Annotated in this window: 20 protein-coding genes; 13 read left to right on the top strand and 7 right to left on the bottom strand. The window is 67.4% G+C overall.

The features are described 5' to 3' along the window. The 4 genes from KH616_RS02100 to KH616_RS02085 form a co-directional block, all read left to right on the top strand. A partial coding sequence (locus KH616_RS02100; protein WP_292233401.1) for a nitroreductase occupies positions 1-618 on the top strand: 618 nt, incomplete at its 5' end. Between the two features lie 148 nt (positions 619-766). After that, a complete protein-coding gene (locus tag KH616_RS02095; protein ID WP_292233399.1) occupies positions 767-1,249 on the top strand; it encodes a hypothetical protein in 483 nt (160 codons plus the stop codon). A gap of 7 nt (positions 1,250-1,256) precedes the next feature. Further along, positions 1,257-2,075, top strand: a complete 819-nt coding sequence (locus tag KH616_RS02090; RefSeq protein WP_292233397.1) for an endonuclease/exonuclease/phosphatase family protein — start codon at positions 1,257-1,259, stop codon at positions 2,073-2,075. Between the two features lie 453 nt (positions 2,076-2,528). Next, on the top strand, positions 2,529-3,299 hold the full coding sequence (locus KH616_RS02085) for a ferredoxin--NADP reductase (protein WP_292233395.1): 771 nt from the start codon (positions 2,529-2,531) through the stop codon (positions 3,297-3,299). A 24-nt stretch (positions 3,300-3,323) separates the two neighbouring features. Here the strand turns inward: KH616_RS02085 and KH616_RS02080 are convergent, their stop codons facing one another. Beyond that, complete coding sequence (locus KH616_RS02080; RefSeq protein WP_292233393.1) at positions 3,324-3,572, bottom strand: hypothetical protein; 249 nt, start codon at positions 3,570-3,572, stop codon at positions 3,324-3,326. A gap of 144 nt (positions 3,573-3,716) precedes the next feature. On the opposite strand from KH616_RS02080, the gene KH616_RS02075 reads away from it, so the two are divergent. The 5 genes from KH616_RS02075 to KH616_RS02055 all read left to right on the top strand — a co-directional run bounded on the left by KH616_RS02075 (position 3,717) and on the right by KH616_RS02055 (position 9,139). Beyond that, a complete protein-coding gene (locus tag KH616_RS02075) occupies positions 3,717-4,538 on the top strand; it encodes an ATP-binding protein (RefSeq protein WP_292233391.1) in 822 nt (273 codons plus the stop codon). Positions 4,539-4,545: 7 nt separating this feature from the next. Continuing rightward, the gene (rqpR, locus tag KH616_RS02070; protein WP_292233389.1) at positions 4,546-5,202 is read left to right on the top strand and encodes a response regulator transcription factor RqpR; all 657 of its coding nucleotides are present in this window, start codon (positions 4,546-4,548) and stop codon (positions 5,200-5,202) included. Positions 5,203-5,359: 157 nt separating this feature from the next. Continuing rightward, the gene (locus tag KH616_RS02065) at positions 5,360-6,763 is read left to right on the top strand and encodes an amino acid permease (RefSeq protein WP_292233387.1); all 1,404 of its coding nucleotides are present in this window, start codon (positions 5,360-5,362) and stop codon (positions 6,761-6,763) included. A gap of 547 nt (positions 6,764-7,310) precedes the next feature. After that, positions 7,311-7,814: a hypothetical protein gene (locus KH616_RS02060; protein ID WP_292233385.1), complete on the top strand. Its 504-nt coding sequence runs from the start codon at positions 7,311-7,313 to the stop codon at positions 7,812-7,814. Positions 7,815-8,113: 299 nt separating this feature from the next. Then, positions 8,114-9,139, top strand: a complete 1,026-nt coding sequence (locus KH616_RS02055) for an XdhC family protein (RefSeq protein ID WP_292233383.1) — start codon at positions 8,114-8,116, stop codon at positions 9,137-9,139. A gap of 21 nt (positions 9,140-9,160) precedes the next feature. Here the strand turns inward: KH616_RS02055 and KH616_RS02050 are convergent, their stop codons facing one another. From KH616_RS02050 to fliE, 6 genes are all read right to left on the bottom strand, one after another. Next, entirely contained in the window at positions 9,161-9,880 is a 720-nt protein-coding gene (locus KH616_RS02050) for a PepSY-associated TM helix domain-containing protein (RefSeq protein WP_292233381.1), read from the bottom strand. 155 nt (positions 9,881-10,035) lie between these two features. Continuing rightward, complete coding sequence (locus KH616_RS02045) at positions 10,036-10,368, bottom strand: EscU/YscU/HrcU family type III secretion system export apparatus switch protein (RefSeq protein ID WP_292233379.1); 333 nt, start codon at positions 10,366-10,368, stop codon at positions 10,036-10,038. Next, a complete protein-coding gene (locus KH616_RS02040; RefSeq protein WP_292233378.1) occupies positions 10,365-11,789 on the bottom strand; it encodes a flagellar hook-length control protein FliK in 1,425 nt (474 codons plus the stop codon). The genes KH616_RS02045 and KH616_RS02040 overlap by 4 nt, the downstream gene beginning before the upstream one ends. Before the next feature lie 98 nt (positions 11,790-11,887). Continuing rightward, positions 11,888-12,220 carry a flagellar protein FliT gene (locus KH616_RS02035; RefSeq protein ID WP_292233376.1) on the bottom strand — a complete coding sequence of 111 codons (333 nt, stop codon included), beginning with the start codon at positions 12,218-12,220 and terminating at the stop codon, positions 11,888-11,890. Beyond that, positions 12,217-12,651, bottom strand: coding sequence for a flagellar export chaperone FliS (gene fliS, locus KH616_RS02030; protein WP_292233374.1), 435 nt, complete (start codon positions 12,649-12,651; stop codon positions 12,217-12,219). The genes KH616_RS02035 and fliS overlap by 4 nt, the downstream gene beginning before the upstream one ends. 180 nt (positions 12,652-12,831) lie before the next feature. Then, positions 12,832-13,176, bottom strand: a complete 345-nt coding sequence (gene fliE / locus KH616_RS02025) for a flagellar hook-basal body complex protein FliE (RefSeq protein ID WP_292233372.1) — start codon at positions 13,174-13,176, stop codon at positions 12,832-12,834. A 248-nt stretch (positions 13,177-13,424) separates the two neighbouring features. On the opposite strand from fliE, the gene fliF reads away from it, so the two are divergent. Genes fliF through fliI form a run of 4 tightly spaced genes read left to right on the top strand, consistent with a single transcriptional unit; the run spans position 13,425 to position 18,369 of the window. Beyond that, entirely contained in the window at positions 13,425-15,200 is a 1,776-nt protein-coding gene (gene fliF / locus KH616_RS02020; protein WP_292233370.1) for a flagellar basal-body MS-ring/collar protein FliF, read from the top strand. Then, positions 15,190-16,185 (top strand): flagellar motor switch protein FliG, encoded by a 996-nt coding sequence (gene fliG / locus KH616_RS02015; protein WP_292233368.1) that lies wholly within the window; start codon positions 15,190-15,192, stop codon positions 16,183-16,185. Before fliF ends, fliG begins: the two co-directional genes overlap by 11 nt. Beyond that, complete coding sequence (gene fliH / locus KH616_RS02010) at positions 16,178-16,861, top strand: flagellar assembly protein FliH (RefSeq protein WP_292233366.1); 684 nt, start codon at positions 16,178-16,180, stop codon at positions 16,859-16,861. The genes fliG and fliH overlap by 8 nt, the downstream gene beginning before the upstream one ends. Continuing rightward, a complete protein-coding gene (gene fliI, locus KH616_RS02005; protein WP_292233364.1) occupies positions 16,855-18,369 on the top strand; it encodes a flagellar protein export ATPase FliI in 1,515 nt (504 codons plus the stop codon). The genes fliH and fliI overlap by 7 nt, the downstream gene beginning before the upstream one ends. Position 18,370 lies beyond the last annotated feature (1 nt).

Here is an 18,370-nt window from a genome sequence, read left to right as displayed (position 1 = left end):
GAGTACGCGTACGACACGATCGAGGCGATCCTCGAGGCCGCCAGCCGCGCGCCATCGGGCACCAACATCCAGCCGTGGCGCGTCTATGTCGCGACGGGCGCCACGCGCGACGCGCTCGCCGCCGCGCTCACCGCCGCGCATGACGATCCCGAGCGCGACACGAAATACGTCGCCGAATACGACTACTATCCGCGCGAATGGATCTCGCCGTATATCGACCGCCGGCGCAAGGTTGGCTGGGATCTGTACAGCCTGCTGAACATCCGCCGCGAAGAAAAGGAACGCATGCATGCGCAGCACGCGCGCAATTTCCGCTTCTTCGATGCGCCGGTCGCGCTGTTCTTCACGATCGATCGCGTGATGGCGCAAGGCGCATGGCTGGATTGCGGCATGTTCCTGCAAGGCGTGATGACCGCGGCCCGCGCACGCGGCCTCGATACCTGTCCGCAAGCTGCGTTCGTGCCGTTTCACCGGATCGTTGCCGAACATCTCGGCATGCCCGGCAACGAACAGCTGGTGTGCGGGATGTCGCTCGGTTATGCGGATCCCGACGCGATCGAGAACCAGCTCGTCACCGAACGCGCGCCCGTCGCCGAGTTCGCGCGCTTTTTTGCTTGAAAACCCGCGGCGCGCACTTACCTTTCAAGCATGGCCGCGTGGCGCGCCGGGCTCGCCTTGCCGCTGCCGGCCCACCGCACCGTTCCATTTCGATCGAGCGTAAGATGTGCGTCCGTTCCCCGCTATCGCGCGTTTCCGGAGAGGCTTCATGCTGAAACACAGCCTGGCCGTTGTGCTGACGAGCGTCGCGCTCGCCGCCCACGCGCAGAGTACGGCGCCGGCCGTCGTCGCCTGGGAAATCCAGGTCGTGAGCAACGGCCAGACGGTCGACACGTTCCAGCAGAAAACCACCGTGGGCCAGACGCGCACCGACACGCACCGCTATCCGTCCGCCGTGCCGGTCGGCTGCGGCGACAAGGCACGCGTCGTCCCGACCGAGCGCTCGCGGTCGGTGACCGTCGCGCCGCTATATGTCGACGACGACGTCGTATCGCTCGCAATCGACGCGCAGGAAACGCTCGACGATTCCGACGCGGCGCAGCGCGACCCGTGCCTGCCTGCCTCGCCGCGACAGATCATCGCGAGCCATCCGGGGCTTTCCGTCGGCAGCACGAACTGGACCGACTGGACACTCATCGACCAGCAACCGAAACTCGTCTACCGCGTGCGTGCGCGCATCGTGAAGGACTGAACCCGCCATGCCAGCGTCCGACGCCCTCCCGTTGCCCTTTGCCGAGCCGCACGCCGCGCCCGGCGAAATCACCGCCGTGAGCTGGAACCTGCACAAGGGCCGCTCGCCGCTCGGCTTCACCGCATGGAACGCGATGCGCGACTGGATGCAGTCCACGCACGCCGACGTCTACTTCCTGCAGGAAGCGATGGCGCGCCGGGTGCCGCGCCCGTTGCTCGAGACCGGCTTTGGCGCGCCGATCGACGACACGCTCGACGACGTGTGGCATTGCCAGGCGACGGAAATCGCCAGCACACTCGACTGGCAGATCGCGCTCGGTCCCAACGTGTTCAAGCCGTCGTGGCGGCACGGCAACGCGATCCTGTCGCCGCACCCGCTCGACCTCGGCGGCCGCTGGGACATTTCCGCGCACCGCTTCGAACGGCGCGGCCTGCTGGTCGCGCGGGCCACGCTCGCCGGCGCCCGCGCCGTCACGCTGCTGTGCGCGCATCTCGCGCTGACGCGCGCGGCGCGGCTGCGCCAGATGCACTGGATCGCGCACTGGATCGTGCGCAACGCGAAAGACGGCCCGCTCGTGCTCGCCGGCGACTTCAACGATTGGCGCAACGATTCGATTCCGCTGTTCGCGGAGATCGGCATGTCCGAAGTCGCGACGCTGCTCGGCGAATCGGGACGCACGTTCCCCGCGTTCTCGCCCGCGCTCGCCCTCGACAAGATGTTCGTGCGCGGCCTCACGCCGCTCGAATGGAGCGCGCCGTCGAGCGAGACCGCGTGGCTGTCGGATCACCTGCCGTACATCGCACGCCTGCGGCTCGACCCGCCGTAAGCGCCGCGGCATGCTGCGCGCGGCCGTTTCGCGCTGGCATCCGGCCCGCCGCGTCGCACCCGCCGGCGCCTTGCCTGCGGCAAATCGTCGCCACCTGGCGCGACGCGCACGCCCGCGGCAACGCCGAACGCCGCCATGACCTCGAGATGCCCGCTTGCCCCGGCGCGGCGACCGTTTTCATGCTTCGTCCGCGCGCCCCGGTTTCCGGATCCGGCCCGCCGGCCTCGAGGCGAGGCACGCCCGCCCGACGGCAAGATGGTTGAAAGGTTTTGTTGCACGAAACCCGCGCCATGTCCGAGGTCAAGCCCGCGATCCGCGCAAGCAGGGTAAAATAGCCGTTTATTCAATCATCTGTCATCGAGAAGGCGCGTGTCAGGCGCGCCGGCCGGCCGATCCGCGGATCGGGCCGACGCCCTCGTTTTTCGCCCGTTACACGCGTCCGTTTTCGAAGTCATGAGCAAATTCGACACCGCTACCGTTCAATCCGTCCACCACTGGACCGATACGCTTTTCAGCTTCACCTGCACCCGTGAGCCGAGCCTGCGCTTCAACAACGGCGAATTCACGATGGTCGGCCTCGAGGTCGACGGCAAGCCGCTCACGCGCGCATACAGCATCGTCAGCCCGAACTACGAAGAGCATCTCGAGTTCTTCAGCATCAAGGTCCAGGACGGCCCGCTGACGTCGCGCCTGCAACACCTGAAGGTGGGCGACACCGTGCTGATCGGCAAGAAGCCGACCGGCACGCTCGTCGCCGACAACCTGCTGCCCGGCAAGACACTGTGGATGCTGTCGACCGGCACGGGCCTCGCGCCGTTCATGTCGATCATCCGCGACCCGGACATCTACGACCGTTTCGACAAGGTGATCCTGACGCACACGTGCCGCCTGAAGGGCGAACTCGCGTACATGGACTTCATCAAGCACGACCTGCCGGGCCACGAGTACCTCGGCGAAGTGATCAAGGACAAGCTCGTCTACTACCCGACCGTCACGCGCGAGGAGTTCGAGAACGAAGGCCGGATCACCGACCTGATCTCGTCGGGCAAGCTGTTCTCGGATCTGGACGTCCCGCCGTTCTCGCCGGAACACGATCGCGTGATGCTGTGCGGCAGCACCGCGATGCTGAAGGACACGACCGAGCTGCTGAAGAAGGCCGGCCTGGTCGAAGGCAAGAACAGCGCGCCGGGCCACTACGTGATCGAACGCGCATTCGTGGACTGATCAGCCCCCAAAATTTGATCGCCATCAGGAACCGGAGCGAAAGCTCCGGTTTTTTTTTGCGCGCGCCTGGCGAATTCGTAACAATCGTTGATCACCCGATCTCAAAATAGTTACATTTGGATACAGCGATGCCTGCCGTTTGTCTGTCAGTGTTTTTCCTACACCGGTCTCACTCGGATTATTAACATTTGCCTTCAAACGACCGTCCGACATGACTTTTTCCAAATTTTTGAGATATGATGCGCGGCGCACGCATCCCATTTGGATGGGCATGGAAGAGTCCGACCAGCATGTAACAAGATGTAAGTATTGTTACTTTTGCACATCGAGATTCTCTTGCAGCCGCGGTCATTGCGGCTGCATTCGAGGGGCGCCACCGAGTGGCGCCTGAATTGCTTTCTGACAGCAGGGAGAGTCATGGATACGACGCTTAACGCGCCCGAAGGCGCCGACGCCCCGTTCCCATCGCAGCAGCACGCACTGGACTATGCCCCCGCCGCCAGACCGTCCTGTTTGCAGCCCGCGACGAACCGTGATGCGCTCGTCGCGCGGATTGCAGAACTGTCCGCCGAGCTCTTCGCCGCCGACGAAGCCGCTCGCCGCCATTTGGCCGGCGAGCTGCACGACGGCCTGGGGGCCGAGCTCACCGCCGCGCGTTTCGCGCTCGCGAACGTCGATACGTGGCTGCCGGCCAACGCGCCCGACGGCTGCCGGCGCGCGCTCGATCTCGCGCAACAGGCACTCGAAGCCGCATTGGATGCGAATCGCCGGCTGATCGCCGAGCAGGAATCGCCGGTGCTCGACGCGGGCCTCGTCAACGCGCTGTCCGCGTGGGTCGACAGCTATGCGGCACGCACCGGCCTGCGCACGAGCTTCGTCTGCGCAGCCGATGCGCGGCTGCCGAAACTCGCGGGGCCGGGTGCGCTCGCGATCTTCCGCGTCGCCCAGGAAGCGTTGTCGAACATCGCAAAACATGCGCGCGCGTCATCGGCCGGCGTGCGCATCGAAACGGACAGTGCATATCTGTCGCTGACCGTCGACGACGACGGCGCCGGCTTCACGCGCGCCAGCCGCCGCGGTTACGGGCTCGCGGGCATGCGCGCCCGCTGCGAAGCCTTCGACGGCAGCTTCGAGCTGGCCACGCCCGCCGCCGGCCGCGGCACCCGGCTTCAGGCGCGCTTCGCGTGGCATGCACTCTTCGCGACGCCGGCAACGGCGTGCCGCGCATCGCTTTCGTGAGGTCGCCATGAGCCTGGACATCCTGCTCGTCGACGATCATGCGATCGTCCGGCAAGGCATCCGCCAGTTGCTGATCGACCGCAGCATCGCGCGCGACGTCGCCGAGGCCGAGACCGGCGTCGAGGCGATCGCGGCCGCCGACAAGAAAAATTTCGACGTGATCCTGCTCGACATCTCGCTGACCGACATGAACGGCATCGAAGTGCTCAAGCGGATCAAGCGCAAGCTGCCACGCACGCCGGTGCTGATGTTTTCGATGTACCGCGAGGATCAGTACGCCGTGCGCGCGCTGAAGGCCGGCGCGGCCGGCTACCTGTCGAAAACGGTCAACGCCGCCCAGATGGTCTCCGCCATCCAGCAGGTCGCCGCGGGCCGCAAGTACGTGAGCCCGGCGATGGCCGAGGCGCTCGCCGAATACGTATCGTTCGAGAACGAGCCGTTGCCGCACGAAAAGCTGTCCGACCGCGAATACCAGACGCTTTGCATGCTCGCGTCCGGCAAGCGGCTCACCGATATCGCGAACACGCTGTCGCTGTCGGTGAAGACGGTCAGCGTCTACCGCTCACGGCTGCTCGAGAAGATGAAGCTGTCGAACAACGCGGAGCTGACCTTCTATGTGATGAGCAACCGTCTCGTGGACATGACGCCCGTATCGGGCGCCTGACGGCCGCGCGGCGCGGCCGCTCCCGCGCGCCAAGCAATTGTTTTGATTAGACGATTTGCCGCTGCGCCGCTGCGGGTGGTTCCGCCCAAATCGGCTAAAATTGCGCGTTTCCAATCAGCTCGCTCCCCCGCGCTCGCGCGTCGGCACTTCATCCGCAATGTCTCTCCTTCGCAAGAAAAACGTCGATCACATGATCGCCGGCGCACAAGCCGCCGGACTCAAGAAAGCGCTGGGCGCCATCGACCTCACCTTCCTCGGCATCGGCGCCATCATCGGCACCGGCATCTTCGTGCTGACCGGCACCGGCGCGGTCCAGGCCGGCCCGGCGCTAATGCTCTCGTTCGTGATCGCCGCCATCGCGTGCGGCCTCGCAGCGCTGTCGTATGCCGAATTCTCGTCGACGATTCCCGTCGCCGGCTCGATCTATACGTATTCGTATGCGGCGCTCGGCGAAGTCGTCGCGTGGATCATCGGCTGGGACCTGATGCTCGAATACGGCCTCGCCTCATCCGCGGTGTCGGTCGGCTGGTCGGGCTACCTGCAATCGCTGCTGCAAGGCTTCGGCCTCACGCTGCCGACCGTGCTGACCGCTGCCCCGGGCGCGATTCCGGGCACCGTCACGTGGTTCAACCTGCCGGCGTTCCTCGTGATGATCGCGATCACGACCCTGCTGTCGATCGGCATCCGTGAGTCGACCCGCATCAACAACGTCATGGTGTTCATCAAGGTCTCGTTCGTGCTGCTCGTGATCGCGGTCGGCGTGTTCCACGTCACGCCCGCGAACTGGAAGCCGTTCATGCCGAATGGCTGGCACGGCGTGTTCGGCGCGGCGGCCGTGATGTTCTTCGCATTTATCGGCTTCGACGCGGTGTCGTCGGCTGCCGAGGAAGTGAAGGATCCGAAGCGCGACCTGCCGATCGGCATCATCGCGTCGCTCGCCGTGTGCACGATCCTGTACGTCGCCGTCGCCGCCGTGGCGACCGGCATCGTGCCGGCTGCGCATTACGCGAACGTCTCGCACCCGATCTCGTACGCGCTGCAGGTCGCCGGCGCGAACTGGGTCGCGGGCTTCATCGATCTCGGCGCGGTGCTCGGCATGCTGACCGTGATCCTCGTGATGAGCTACGGCCAGACCCGCATCGTCTTCGCGATGTCGCGCGACGGCCTGCTCCCGGCCGTGCTGTCGAGCGTGCATCCGCGTTTCTCGACGCCGTTCCTGACGACCTGGCTCGTCGGCCTGTTCTTCGGCCTGATCGCCGCGCTCGTGCCGCTCAACGTGCTCGCTGAACTGATCAACATCGGCACGCTGGCCGCGTTTTCGATGGTGTCGATCGCGGTGCTCGTGCTGCGCCGCACGCACCCGCACCTGCCGCGCGCATTCCGCTGCCCCGGCGTGCCGGTCGTGCCGCTCCTCGCGGTGGGCGCGTGCGTGTTCCTGATGCTCAACCTGCAGGCAGTCACGTGGCTCGCGTTCGGCGCGTGGCTCGTGATCGGCCTCGTGCTCTACTTCGCGTACTCGCGCCGCCACTCGAAGCTCGCACACGGCAACCCGACGCACTGAATGCCGCCGTGCCGCGCGCGAACACCGCGCGGCACCGCCCTTCCTCCCGCCCGCCTCTGCATCGCCGCCCGCGCACCCGCGCCGCGGATCCGCCGCTGCACGATTCGCAACGATCCGCCCGCCCGTTTTATTTCTTTCCGGCCGTGCTTTCAAAAGCCCGTTCATTCGATGTGCCGGCATCAATGAATCGACGCATCGTTCATGAAAATTAAATCAAGAAAAATGGACCAAAAATAATCCTCACATCCACATTGAACTATTGCGATCGCGACACTAGTATTCAGACCGTTCATCGCCGAAATCCCAAGCCCGGCAAGGCGCCATGGCAAGCCGTCGCCTGCGCCGCGCGAAGCCGGGACGGCGATTGCCGGGAGACCATTCATTCAATCACGCGCATTCACGACGCTATTTTCGAAATCGTATTTGCAGACCCCATTTCCCGATTAAATGAAAATCGGCGGATTCGCACACCCGTATTGAATTGCCTCGACCGCGAGGCATGTCGCAGCACCTGTCCGAAGTTCAACAAGAACCTGAGAGGCACGTCATGAACAACACGCTGGTCAATGTCACTGCGAAAACCGAGATCAACGCAGCCAACCGCACGATCACCGAACTCAAGGACTATCAGAGCAGGAACTGGGCCATCGGCATGAACGGGGATACGCTGGCGCCGGACGGCTTCCTGTCGTTCTTCACCGAGCGCAACCTGCCGTTCAGCTATTACGTGCGCGCACGGGGCGTCGCGGTCGGCGAACCGAGCGCCTACGGGGCGAACATCGACACGCTGGCGCAGCATATCGCCGCGATCCGCGCCGCCGAAACGAACGCCGTCAATGCAACGATCCGCGATCTCGAACTGTACAAGTCGCGGAACTGGGCAATCGGGCTGAACGGCACGACACTGCAGCCGGACAATTTCCTGCCGTTCTTCGGCACGCGCTCCGTGCCGTTCGATTACTACGTGCGCAGCGGCGGCGTCGAGCTCGGTTCGCCGAGCGCGTACGACAACAACATCCGCAACCTGAAGCAGTATCTGAACACGCTCTGACGCGCGGTTTCGCTGTCCTGCCGGGTCGAGGCGCTCGCCCGGCGGGCGGCATCTGCGCCATGCCACGCGTATCAATCAGCCTAAGCGGCACGCCATATGCAGTGCCGCCGCCGTGCTCGCCTGCGCATTGCAGGAACAATACGTCACGATCGCCCGCCCGACCTGTCCATCGCACCTTCGCACCTTCGCACTTTCTCTATCCGCACAGCCTTCTGCACGCTTGCGCCAGGCGGTTCATAATCCCGCCATCTAACGACGGTCCCGACCGGCCGGGACCACTCCGCAACGGGGATGGGATGATGGAAAGCGTCGATCTCGATGTACTGAAAACGAGTGCGCGCTGGCTCGAAGCCGGCCGCCGCGCCCTGCTCGTGACGGTCGTGAAGACGTGGGGCTCGTCGCCGCGCCCCGAAGGCGCGATGCTCGCGGTGCGCGACGACGGGCTCGTCGTCGGCTCGGTATCCGGCGGCTGCATCGAGGACGACCTGATCGCCCGCGTGCATGCGAACGGCATCGCGACCGACGCGCGCCCGGAAGCGCTGAAGTACGGCGTGACCGCCGAGGAGGCACATCGCTTCGGGCTACCGTGCGGGGGCACGATCCAGCTCGTGCTGGAGCCGCTGACCCGCGCAAGCGGCATCGCCGCGCTGTACGCGGAAGTCGAGGCCGGCCGTCTCGTCGTCCGCACGCTGGATCTCGCGACCGGCCGGGCAACGCTGTCGCCGGCACAGGCGGCCGACGGCCTCGCGTTCGACGGCGAGCGGCTCGTGACGATTCACGGGCCGCGCTACCGGATGCTCGTGATCGGCGCCGGGCAGTTGTCACGCTATCTGTGCCAGATCGCAGCCGGACTCGACTACCAGGTGACGGTCTGCGATCCACGCGAGACATACACGGATGCGTGGGACGTGCCCGGCACGCGCATCGCCCGCGCGATGCCGGACGACACGGTGCTCGACATGAAGCTCGATGCGCGTTCGGCGGTGATCGCGCTCACGCACGATCCGAAGCTCGACGATCTGGCCTTGATGGAAGCGCTGAAAACGCCGGCGTTCTATGTCGGCGCGCTCGGCTCGCGGCGCAACAACGCGGCGCGGCGCGAGCGGCTGCGTGAATTCGATCTGAGCGAAGCGGAATTGGCGCGGCTGCACGGGCCGGCCGGCATTTACATCGGCAGCCGCACGCCGCCGGAAATCGCGATTTCGATCCTCGCCGAAGTCACGGCCGCGAAAAACAGCGTGTCGCTGCCGACGATCCTGCAGGTCGAGGGAGCAAAGGCCTCGCGCGAGATGGCCGCGCGCGGCGGCGAGGCCTGCCGCGTCTAAGCCGGCGCGCGCCGGCCGGCGTCAGGCCAGGCCGGCCGCGAGCGCCGCGGCGATCGAGCCCGCCACCAGCACGACGCCGACCGTGCGTCGCTTGTTCAGCTCCGTCCACAGCAGCACGCCGGTCAGCGACAGCAGGATCAGCGACCCTGCGATCGTATCCATCAGCAGCACCCAGAACAGGTTCATGCCGACGCCGCGATGCAGGTTGTTCAGCGTCGTGAGGAACGTGTTGCCGGTGCGCTTCACCGACACGAAGCCGTTCCCAACCCAGTAATCGGCCTGTACGTTATTGCGCGGCCCGAAAATCCCGAGTTGCCAGTGCTCCGGCTGCATCATCCGCTGCCCGCCCCAGGCGACCGGCTGCGCCGGATCCTTGCGCACCCGGCCCGGCTTGCCGTCGACATGCAGCTCGCGCTGCAGCCATTTCGTCATCGCGGCCGGCGTCGCCGGCGCGGGGCTCGGCAACGCAAGCTGCAATTCCTCGACCTGCGGCTCGCCGGTCGGGATCCTCAGCGGTGCCGCGCGGTGATTCAGCACCACGCCCGTCACGCCGAACAGCAGCCCGAGCGTCGCGCCCCACAGGCCGATCCAGCCGTGCATCTTGCGCAGCCACTTGATGAAGGTCGCACGGCGCGCGCGCTGCCGACGTGCGGCGAGCGCGTCGCCGGTAAGGGGGCGTGCCTTCGGATGCAGCACGGTGATGCCCGCGAGGGGCTTGTCGATCGTTTCGGGCGCGTTCAAGCGAATCTTTCCGTTCGTTCAAAACAACGGGCGGCGCACTGACTCCGTGCGCCGCCCCGATTTAAATGCGAATGGATATCATTACATAGATTGCTGCGCCGCTCAATCCTGCGCCGCGCCCATGCGGAAGAAGCGCAACACGCGGCGTGCGACGCTCAGCGCACCGGCGGAAGCGGAAAGCGCGGCGGGGCGCCGCCCGACGGAGCGCCGGGCGTCTCGCCGCTGGTGCGTTCGAGCGCATACAGCCACGCCAGCAGATCCGCGACCGCCCGATACAGCTGCGGCGGGATACGGTCGTCGAGATCGACCTGCATCAGCAGCGACACCATTTCCGGCGCGGTGTGCACATACAGGCCCGCCTCGCGCGCCCGCGCGACGATCATCTCGGCGACCGCGCCATAACCCTTCGCGATCACGCGCGGCGCGGCATCGCCGCCCTTCGCGTCGTAGACGAGCGCGGCCGCGCGCTTGCGGGACGATCCGCTCATCGCAACGCCCAATCGTCGGCGCCATCGATGGCGGCGACGCCCGGCACGACGGCCGCCGCGCCTGAGGCGCCGCGCGCATACGCGGCCGCGGCCATGTGCGCGGCGGCCGCGTCGAAGCCGTCCGGCACGCTGTCGACCCCGCGGATCGACAAACCGCCCAGCTGCAGTCCGGATGCCTGCAAGCGTTGCCGCAACGCGGCCTCGTGCCGGGTGAGCTGACCCGCCCCGGCCTGGTTCGCACGCAAGCGCGCGACGACCTGCTCGCCTTTCAGCACCAGTTCCGCATCCACCGTGCCGAGCGACGGCAGTGTCAGCGTCAGCCGCGTGCGCCACGCGCCCCCCTCGTCAGCGTCGCGCGGCACATGCGCGCCCGCGCTGTCGGGCTCGATCGTCCAGTCGAGCCGCGCGCCCGGCCATGCTTCGCCGATCCAGCGGAACTGGTCGGTTGCAAGCACGTCGAGTTGCTGGCGCACGAGCTGGACCGCCTCCGGATGCAGCTGCGCGGGTGGCGAAGCCGTCGCATCGGGCGGCGCGTCCGCGAGCGCTGCGCGGGCGTGCGTCGTCCACGCTGCATCGTCGATGGTGTGTGCATTGCCCGCCATGCCGCCCGGATACGACGGCATGGCATCGGACGCGATGAAGGGACGTGGCGCCGATGCCGAGGGCACGTGCGCCGCGCCGGATCGGAAAGTTTGCGCACCCTGTGCCGGTAATGGCGGCACGGTGCGCGCCGTCGGCGTCGGCGTCGGCGTCGGCGTCGGCAATCGTGCGGCGAGCAGATCGTCGAGCGCCGTGTCGCGCCCCGGCTCGGCGGCATCGGCCGGCGTCGCCGACGAGGCCAGCCGCGCCTGCGGCTCGCGCGCGAGCGCGGCGAGCGACCGTTGTCCCGTCAGCCATTGCGCAACGTGGGATTCGTAGAACAGACCGCTTTCGCCAACCGCCTGCGCGAGCGCCGTCCGCAGCGCCGCGATCGGGGCGGCCGCCGCCGGATCCTGCGCCGCTTGTATAGCTGACGTGTTCGGGGAATTCAGCTGTTCCGCGGCGGTTCGGGTCGCGTCTTGCGCCGCGGCCGGATTCGCACCTCCGGCCATCGCCGTCTGCGGTACGACATCGGCGAGCAATATGGAAGGATCGGCGAGCAGCGGCGCGCGCCCCGCGACAGCCGGTGCCGCGTCGCCGCCGTAGCGCGAAATCGCGTCGAGCGCGAGCCCGACATCGGATAGCGCCGTTTGTGCGGAAGCCTGCGGCGCCGTGGCGGCCGATGCCGCCGGCGTTGCCGCAGACGTATCCGGTGTACCGGCCGCTGGCGTGCCGACCTGCGCGGCAGCAGCCCCGCCTGCCGCCGGCAGCACGGTGCCGTTCAGCAAGCTGTCGAGGCGGCTCGCCAACAATGCGGCGGCAACGGAGTCGATTCCGGTCATGGTCAGGGCCTGATCATTTATGCAACGTCCATCCGAAGGCCCGAACCGGCCCCACGTCCGGAACCGGCCTGCCGCATGCGCAGCGCGTCGCCGCGCCGTCAGATGCGCGCCTGATACCGGTCCTTCAGCACCTTCGTCGAGCGCCGCGCGTCGAACAGCACGGACAGCCGCGCGATATCCGGACTGGCGAGATCGCGGATCGCCGCGTCGTCGGCGAGGATGCGGCGAATCAGGCCGAGCTTGTGGCCAAGTTCGGCGTCGTCGAGCGTGACGCCGACCTCGGCTTCCTTCAACTCGTCGACGAGCCGCCGGTATTCTTCCTGCAACGCCGGCAACGCGCTCCAGTCGGCGCGGCGCGCGGCGCGCAGCATCGTGCCGGACACCGTCGCGATCGCCTCGTAGCGGGCGAGATACTCGGCCTTGCGATTCATCGCGCCTGTTCCGCGGCCTGCTGGGCAGCCATCCGCGCGACCTCCGGACCGATGCCGGTCCAGGCTTTCTCGAGCGTCGCGAGCAGCCGGTCGACTTCGATCAGGAGTTCCTCGCTGCCCTGCAGGTTCGCTTCCAGCAAACGCCTGCAGATGTAGCTGTACAGCGAATCGAGCCGTGCGGCGAGTTCGCCGCCGACGTCGCGGTTCAGCGACTGCTGCAGACCGCTCTCGACGATGCGGATCGCCTTGCCGATCGCCTCACCGCGCGCGGGAACGTTGCTCTGCTGCATGTGCATCCGCGCGAGCGCGACGGCTTGCCGCGCGCCCTGGTAGAGCATCGCGATCAGCCGATGCGGCGACGCGCTCATCACCCCTGTCTCGACGCCGACGCGCGCGTACGCGCTGGCTCCAGCGTGTCCTGGGGAAAACATGCGCTTCTCCTTGTTGGTGCGTGTGATTCGGGCAGCGCGGCCGTACGGCGCAGGACGCGGCCTCTACCCCGAGTTATCGGAAAGGAAATGAAAAGCTTTAGCGGGACTGGGCGCGGCGATCCCGGGTGGCCGGCCGCGGATGACTGCATCGCGAATGGCCGCTCCCCAGTTCGCCAGCCGTCACACCGACATCTGCATGATGTCGTTGTACGCGCTCACCAGCTTGTTGCGGACCTGCAGCCCGAACTGGAACCCGATGTTCGCCTTCTGCATGTCGACCATCACGTCGTTCAGCGAGATGTTCGCCGCGCCGACCTCGAACGCCTGCGCCTCGCCGAGCGCCTTTTGCTGGTCGCCGCTGATCTTGTCGAGCGACGCCTTCATCGCGCTCGCGAACGTGCTGGCCGTCGCCGCGCCGGAACCGGCGAGGGCCGCCGCCGGGCTGGACACGCCGCCCGTCGCCTGCGCCGCCATGGCCTGCATCTGTTGCAATACCGAACCGATTCCGCTGACGTTCGCCGTCATGTCGTCTCCAAAAAAAGGGCCTGTTGGCGCCGGGCCGGGCGGCCGGCCTGTGCGGCGCCGTGCGGGCGCCATACCGGATCGCGATGAAGCATAGCAGCGCACCGTACGGCAAAGCCGCGAAAGTACGGGGGAAACCCGGCTCTTTTCGGGCGATCGGATGCGGGCCGCTGTCACGATAATCGCATCGTGTCATTGTCCGTCCGCTCGCCCGAGCGGCTCAGTCGTCCCGCTCCGGAGAACCTCGACGCATGGATTCGCAGGCCAATTCGCTGATCAATCCCGACGCCCGCACGGGCCTCGCCACGCCGGCGCCAGGCGCTGCGGCGGCCGCGGCGCTGCCGGGCGCGGGCGGCGCAGGCGTGGATTTCGGACTCGGCGGCTTCGCGGAACGCATTCCCGGTATCGCGCGGATGAAGGGCAACCCGAAGCTGCCGCTCATCGTCGCCGCCGCATTCGCGATCGCCGTGATCGCCGCGCTGGTGCTGTGGAGCCGCGCGCCCGACTATCGCGTGCTGTACAGCAACCTGTCCGACCGCGACGGCGGCGCGATCATTACCGCGCTCCAGCAGGCAAACGTTCCCTACAAGTTCGCCGATGCCGGCGGCGCGATCCTCGTCCCGGCCGCCCAGGTGCACGAAACGCGCCTGCGACTCGCGTCGATGGGGCTGCCGAAGGGCGGCTCGGTCGGCTTCGAGCTGATGGACAACCAGAAATTCGGCATCAGCGAGTTCGCCGAGCAGGTCAACTACCAGCGCGCGCTCGAAGGCGAGTTGCAGCGCACGATCGAATCGATCAACGCGGTGCGCGCGGCGCGCGTGCATCTCGCGATCCCGAAGCCGTCGGTTTTCGTGCGCGACCGCGAGGCGCCTTCGGCGTCCGTGTTCGTCGATCTGTATCCGGGCCGCGTGCTCGACGAAGGGCAGGTCCAGGCCATCACGCGGATGGTGTCCTCCGGCGTGCCCGACATGCCCGCGAAAAACGTCACGATCGTCGACCAGGACGGCAACCTGCTGACGCAGCCCGCGTCGGCGACCGGCCTCGACGCGAGCCAGCTGAAGTACGTGCAGCAGGTCGAGCACAACACGCAAAAACGCATCGATGCGATCCTCGCGCCGATCTTCGGCACCGGCAACGCACGTTCGCAGGTCAGCGCCGACATCGACTTCTCGAAGCTCGAACAGACGTCGGAAAGCTTCGGCCCGAACGGCACGCCGCAGCAAAGCGCGATCCGCAGCCAGCAGACCAGCACCGCGACCGAGCTGGCCACGGGCGGCGCGTCGGGCGTGCCGGGCGCACTGTCGAATACGCCGCCGCAGCCGGCCTCCGCGCCGATCGTCGCGGCCAACGGCCAGAACGCGCCGCAGACGACGCCGGTCAGCGATCGCAAGGACCAGACGACCAACTACGAGCTCGACAAGACGATCCGCCACGTCGAGCAGGCGATGGGCAGCGTGAAGCGGCTGTCGGTCGCGGTCGTCGTCAACTACCAGCCGGTCGCCGACGCGAAGGGCCACGTGACGATGCAGCCGCTGCCGCCGGCGAAGCTCGCGCAGATCGAGCAGCTCGTGAAGGACGCGATGGGCTACGACGCCAAGCGCGGCGACTCCGTCAACGTCGTCAACAGCGCATTCTCGAACGCGGGCGACCCGTTCGCCGACCTGCCGTGGTGGCGCCAGCCGGACATGATCGCGCTCGCGAAGGAAGCCGCGAAGTGGCTCGGCATCGCAGCGGTCGCCGCCGCCCTGTACTTCATGTTCGTGCGACCGGCGATGCGCCGGGCGTTCCCGCCGCCTGAGCCGGTCGCGGCCGCGCTGCCGTCGCCGGACGATCCGGTGCTGCTCGACGGCCTGCCGGCGCCGGAAAAGACCGCGGCGGAAGAAGCCGAATCCGACGTCGCCCTGCTCGCATTCGAAAGCGACAAGAACCGCTACGAACGCAACCTCGAATTCGCGCGCACGATCGCGCGCCAGGATCCGAAGGTCGTCGCAACCGTCGTGAAGAACTGGGTGTCCGATGAACGCTGAAGGCTTGACCAAGAGCGCGCTGCTGCTGATGTCGATCGGCGAGGAAGAGGCCGCGCAGGTATTCAAATTCCTCGCGCCGCGCGAAGTGCAGAAGATCGGCGCGGCCATGGCCGCGCTGAAGAGCGTGACGCGTGAACAGGTCGACAACGTGCTGCAGGATTTCGTGAAAAGCGCCGAGCAGCATACCGGGCTGTCGCTCGATTCGAGCGAATACATCCGCTCGGTGCTGATGAAGGCGCTCGGCGAGGACAAGGCCGGCGTGCTGATCGACCGCATCCTGCAGGGCAGCGATACGAGCGGCATCGAAGGTCTCAAGTGGATGGACTCGAGCGCCGTCGCCGAGCTGATCAAGAACGAGCATCCGCAGATCATCGCGACGATCCTCGTGCACCTCGACCGCGACCAGGCATCCGAGATCGCCTCGTGCTTCACCGAGCGCCTGCGCAACGACGTGCTGCTGCGGATCGCGACGCTCGACGGCATCCAGCCCGCCGCGCTGCGCGAACTCGACGACGTGCTGACCGGCCTGCTGTCCGGCAGCGACAACCTGAAGCGCAGCCCGATGGGCGGCATCCGCACCGCGGCCGAGATCCTGAACTTCATGACGAGCGTGCACGAGGAAGGCGTGCTCCAGAACATCCGCCAATACGATACGGATCTCGCGCAGAAGATCGTCGACCAGATGTTCGTGTTCGAGAACCTGCTCGATCTGGAGGACCGCGCGATCCAGCTGCTGCTCAAGGAAGTCGAGTCGGAAACGCTGATCGTCGCGCTGAAGGGCGCGCAGCCCGCGCTGCGCCAGAAATTCCTGTCGAACATGTCGCAGCGTGCGGCCGAACTGCTCGCCGAGGATCTCGACGCGCGCGGCCCGGTACGCGTGTCCGAAGTCGAGACCGAACAGCGCCGGATCCTGCAGATCGTGCGCAACCTGGCCGAGAGCGGCCAGATCGTGATCGGCGGCAAGGCGGAAGACGCCTATGTCTGATCCGGCGAGCGACCGCACGGCAACCCTCACTGCGTACCAGCGGTGGGAAATGGCGTCGTTCGACCCGCCGCCGCCGCCGCCGCCGCCCGACCAGACGGCCGCGGCCGCAGCCGCGCTCGCCGAGGAACTGCAGCGCGTGCGCGACGCCGCGCATGCGGAAGGCATGTCGGCCGGCCACGTCGAAGGCCAGGCGCTCGGCTATCAGGCCGGCTACGAACAGGGCCGCCAGCAAGGCTTCGAGGCCGGCCTCGCGGACGTGCACGCGCAGGCGGCGCAACTCGCGGCGCTCGCCGCCTCGTTCGGGGAAGCGCTCGCCGCCGTCGAACACGATCTCGCCGACGACGTCGCGCAGCTCGCACTCGATATCGCGCAGCAGGTCGTGCGCCAGCATGTAAAGCACGATCCGGCCGCGCTCGTCGCCGCCGTGCGCGAAGTGCTCGCGGCCGAACCGGCGCTGTCCGGCTCGCCGCATGTCGCGGTGAATCCGGCCGACTTGCCGATCGTCGAAGCGTATCTCCAGGAAGAACTCGACGCGCTCGGCTGGAGCGTCCGCACCGATGCGGCGATCGAGCGCGGCGGCTGCCGCGCGCATGCCGCGACGGGCGAAGTCGACGCGACCTTGCCGACCCGCTGGCAACGCGTCGCCGCCGCCATCGGCAAGGTCAGCGCATGGTGACGCCCCCGGCCGTGCCGTTGACGCCTGACGACGGCATGACGCCGCTCGAGCGTGAACTCGCGCTGGCGTCGTTCGGCCCGGAAACGGCACACGGCACGCCGCACGACGTGCCGGCCCACGCACCGCATAATCCCCATCTTGCGCACTGGCGCGCGCACCTGAACGGCCTGCGTGCACAGAGCGCCCGCGCACTGCCGCTGCGCCCGTGCGGCCGCCTGACCCGCGCCGCCGGCCTCGTGCTCGAAGCAATCGGACTGCGCCTGTCGGTCGGCGCCGAATGCACGATCGAACTGCCGCCGGGCAGCACGCTGCCGGCCGCGGAAGCGGAAGTCGTCGGCTTCTCCGGCGATCGCCTGTTCCTGATGCAGACCACCGACGTCGCGGGCGTGCTGCCCGGCGCGCGCGTGTGGCCGCTCGAAAGTGCGCCGGTCGCCGATCCGCTCGCGGGTGCGAAGCGGCTGCCGGTCGGCTGGGAAATGCTCGGGCGCGTCGTCGATGCGTCGGGCCGCCCGCTCGACAATCTCGGCCCGCTGGCGTCGAAAGTCGATGCGCCGCTGTCCGCGCCGACGATCAACCCGCTCGACCGCGAACCGATCCATCACGTGCTCGACGTCGGCGTCCGCGCGATCAACGGCCTGCTCACCGTCGGACGCGGCCAGCGGATGGGCCTCTTCGCCGGCTCCGGCGTCGGCAAATCGGTGCTGCTCGGCACGATGGACCGCTATACGAGCGCCGAAGTGATCGTGATCGGCCTGATCGGCGAACGTGGCCGCGAAGTGAAGGAATTCATCGAGCAGATCCTCGGCGAGGACGGGCTCGCACGCTCGGTCGTCGTCGCCGCGCCGGCCGACGTGTCGCCGCTCCTGCGGATGCAGGGCGCCGCCTACGCGACGTCGCTCGCGGAATATTTCCGCGACCAGGGCAAGCACGTGCTGCTGCTGATGGATTCGCTGACGCGCTACGCGATGGCGCAGCGCGAGATCGCGCTCGCGATCGGCGAACCGCCCGCGACCAAGGGTTATCCGCCGTCGGTGTTCGCGAAGCTGCCGGCGCTCGTCGAGCGCACCGGCAACGGCCCGGCGGGCGGCGGCTCGATCACCGCGTTCTATACCGTGCTGACCGAAGGCGACGACCAGCAGGATCCGATCGCGGATTCCGCGCGCGCGATCCTCGACGGCCACATCGTGCTGTCGCGCGCGCTCGCGGAAGCCGGCCACTATCCGGCAATCGATATCGAAGCGTCGATCAGCCGCGCGATGACGGCGCTGATCGACGATGCGCATCTCGACCGCGTGCGTCAGTTCAAGCAGATGCTGTCGCGCTACCAGCGCAACCGGGACCTGATCGCGGTGGGCGCGTACGCGCCGGGCCGCGACGCGCAGCTCGACCGCGCGATTGCCCTTTATCCGCGCATCGAAGCGTTCCTGCAGCAGGGCTTCCGCGAATGCGCGCCGTTCGCGGCCAGCCTCGCCGGGCTCGACGCCCTGTTCAACGCCCACGGAGGCTGAC

Source organism: Burkholderia sp., from assembly GCF_018375725.1.
Taxonomy (GTDB): domain Bacteria; phylum Pseudomonadota; class Gammaproteobacteria; order Burkholderiales; family Burkholderiaceae; genus Burkholderia.
The sequence above is the reverse complement of the archived record's forward strand: the minus strand, read 5'-3'. Positions and strand labels throughout refer to the sequence as shown.

Excerpts from the sequence above, each read along its gene's own strand:
- KH616_RS02045 (WP_292233379.1), bottom strand. The coding sequence starts at position 10,368 with ATGAGCGGATCGTCCCGCAAGCGCGCGGCCGCGCTCGTCTACGACGCG.
- KH616_RS02035 (WP_292233376.1), bottom strand. The coding sequence starts at position 12,220 with ATGAATCGCAAGGCCGAGTATCTCGCCCGCTACGAGGCGATCGCGACG.
- KH616_RS02080 (WP_292233393.1), bottom strand. The coding sequence starts at position 3,572 with ATGCCCATCCAAATGGGATGCGTGCGCCGCGCATCATATCTCAAAAAT.
- KH616_RS02085 (WP_292233395.1), top strand. The coding sequence starts at position 2,529 with ATGAGCAAATTCGACACCGCTACCGTTCAATCCGTCCACCACTGGACC.
- rqpR (WP_292233389.1), top strand. The coding sequence starts at position 4,546 with ATGAGCCTGGACATCCTGCTCGTCGACGATCATGCGATCGTCCGGCAA.
- fliG (WP_292233368.1), top strand. The coding sequence starts at position 15,190 with ATGAACGCTGAAGGCTTGACCAAGAGCGCGCTGCTGCTGATGTCGATC.
- KH616_RS02090 (WP_292233397.1), top strand. The coding sequence starts at position 1,257 with ATGCCAGCGTCCGACGCCCTCCCGTTGCCCTTTGCCGAGCCGCACGCC.
- fliF (WP_292233370.1), top strand. The coding sequence starts at position 13,425 with ATGGATTCGCAGGCCAATTCGCTGATCAATCCCGACGCCCGCACGGGC.
- KH616_RS02095 (WP_292233399.1), top strand. The coding sequence starts at position 767 with ATGCTGAAACACAGCCTGGCCGTTGTGCTGACGAGCGTCGCGCTCGCC.
- KH616_RS02040 (WP_292233378.1), bottom strand. The coding sequence starts at position 11,789 with ATGACCGGAATCGACTCCGTTGCCGCCGCATTGTTGGCGAGCCGCCTC.
- KH616_RS02060 (WP_292233385.1), top strand. The coding sequence starts at position 7,311 with ATGAACAACACGCTGGTCAATGTCACTGCGAAAACCGAGATCAACGCA.
- fliE (WP_292233372.1), bottom strand. The coding sequence starts at position 13,176 with ATGACGGCGAACGTCAGCGGAATCGGTTCGGTATTGCAACAGATGCAG.
- fliH (WP_292233366.1), top strand. The coding sequence starts at position 16,178 with ATGTCTGATCCGGCGAGCGACCGCACGGCAACCCTCACTGCGTACCAG.
- KH616_RS02075 (WP_292233391.1), top strand. The coding sequence starts at position 3,717 with ATGGATACGACGCTTAACGCGCCCGAAGGCGCCGACGCCCCGTTCCCA.
- KH616_RS02065 (WP_292233387.1), top strand. The coding sequence starts at position 5,360 with ATGTCTCTCCTTCGCAAGAAAAACGTCGATCACATGATCGCCGGCGCA.
- fliI (WP_292233364.1), top strand. The coding sequence starts at position 16,855 with ATGGTGACGCCCCCGGCCGTGCCGTTGACGCCTGACGACGGCATGACG.
- KH616_RS02055 (WP_292233383.1), top strand. The coding sequence starts at position 8,114 with ATGGAAAGCGTCGATCTCGATGTACTGAAAACGAGTGCGCGCTGGCTC.
- fliS (WP_292233374.1), bottom strand. The coding sequence starts at position 12,651 with ATGTTTTCCCCAGGACACGCTGGAGCCAGCGCGTACGCGCGCGTCGGC.